We start from the raw sequence: 1,730 nt of genomic DNA, 5'->3' as shown, positions 1-1,730 counted from the left end.
TAATCGTGAATCAGAATGTCACGGTGAATACGTTCCCGGGCCTTGTACACACCGCCCGTCACACCATGGGAGTGGGTTGCTCCAGAAGTAGCTAGCTTAACCTTCGGGAGAGCGGTTACCACGGAGTGATTCATGACTGGGGTGAAGTCGTAACAAGGTAGCCCTAGGGGAACCTGGGGCTGGATCACCTCCTTAAACGAAAACCGACGTCCATAAGCGTTCACACGAATTGTTTGATAAATCAGTTGTCAGTTGTCAGTTGTCAGTTGGCAGTAGCCAGTGGGCAGTTGATTTTCTTTGTTCTTTAAAAGTGTGTTTAATGAATCCGTTATCTTGATTAAGATGCCGGGTCTGTAGCTCAGTCGGTTAGAGCGCACCCCTGATAAGGGTGAGGTCGGCAGTTCGAATCTGCCCAGACCCACCAAGCTTTCAAGAGATGAAAGCCTGGTTCAACGGAAAGATAGGGGGCTATAGCTCAGCTGGGAGAGCGCCTGCTTTGCACGCAGGAGGTCTGCGGTTCGATCCCGCATAGCTCCACCAATTTCTCGTCTTTTACTTGTAAGAGACAGCAGAAAACTGATTCATTAAGCATATTTTGCTCTTCTTTCGTAACGAAAGAATGTTCTTTAACAATGTGGAATCCAAATTAAGCTGAATTGATTTAGACAACTTCGGTTGTTTAATGAAAATTCTTGCTGAGACACTCTCAAGTTAATTACCGAAAGGTAATAGCTAATGTGTATGGCGATGAATTTCAAAAGAAATTCATTTGATCGTTAAAGGTAGTTATATTGACTGGCCTCTAACGATTTACGAAGGTAAATCGTTTTGGGTTATATGGTCAAGTGACTAAGCGTACACGGTGGATGCCTTGGCAGTCAGAGGCGATGAAGGACGTGGTAATCTGCGATAAGTCTTGGGGAGCTGATAAACAAGCTGTGATCCAGGAATTTCCGAATGGGGAAACCCAACGGCATAAGCCGTTATTCCTTACCTGAATACATAGGGTCTGGAAGGCGAACCCGGGGAACTGAAACATCTAAGTACCCGGAGGAAAAGAAATCAATTGAGATTCCCCCAGTAGCGGCGAGCGAACGGGGACCAGCCCTTAAGCAATTTTTGGTTTAGTGGAAGACTCTGGAAAGTGTCGCCATAGTGGGTGATAGCCCCGTACACGAAAGGCCAATCATTGTGAAATCGAGTAGGACGGGACACGTGAAATCCTGTTTGAACATGGGGGGACCATCCTCCAAGGCTAAATACTCCTGACTGACCGATAGTGAACCAGTACCGTGAGGGAAAGGCGAAAAGAACCCCGTTGAGGGGAGTGAAATAGAACCTGAATCCGTGTACGTACAAGCAGTGGGAGTCGGTGGTCAGTTGTCAGTTGTCAGTTGCCGGTAGGCAAGCGACAACCGGCGACTGATTACCCGGTCGTCAACGTCGGAAATACTGGCAGATTTGCACAAGAGTAAAATACCACTCGGAGCAAAACTGACCACCGACAACTGACAACTGACCACCGATGACTGCGTACCTTTTGTATAATGGGTCAGCGACTTACTTTCAGTGGCAAGGTTAACCGACTAGGGGAGCCGTAGAGAAATCGAGTCTTAATAGGGCGTCGAGTCGCTGGGAGTAGACCCGAAACCGGGCGATCTATCCATGGGCAGGTTGAAGGTTGAGTAACATCAACTGGAGGACCGAACCGACTATCGTTGAAAAGCTAG

2 tRNA genes and 2 rRNA genes are annotated in these 1,730 nt (G+C 47.7%); all 4 read left to right on the top strand.

Annotated features, from left to right (window positions below):
* Positions 1–195 (top strand): 16S ribosomal RNA (locus tag ACO6VE_RS24460); the annotation flags it as partial.
* 152 nt (positions 196–347) lie between these two features.
* Positions 348–424: transfer RNA gene (locus tag ACO6VE_RS24455), tRNA-Ile, on the top strand.
* A 40-nt stretch (positions 425–464) separates the two neighbouring features.
* A tRNA-Ala gene (locus tag ACO6VE_RS24450) sits at positions 465–540 on the top strand.
* A 299-nt stretch (positions 541–839) separates the two neighbouring features.
* Positions 840–1,730 (top strand): 23S ribosomal RNA (locus ACO6VE_RS24445); the annotation flags it as partial.

This window comes from Endozoicomonas sp. ALB115 (assembly GCF_049310245.1).
GTDB lineage: Bacteria > Pseudomonadota > Gammaproteobacteria > Pseudomonadales > Endozoicomonadaceae > Endozoicomonas.
The sequence above is the reverse complement of the archived record's forward strand: the minus strand, read 5'-3'. Positions and strand labels throughout refer to the sequence as shown.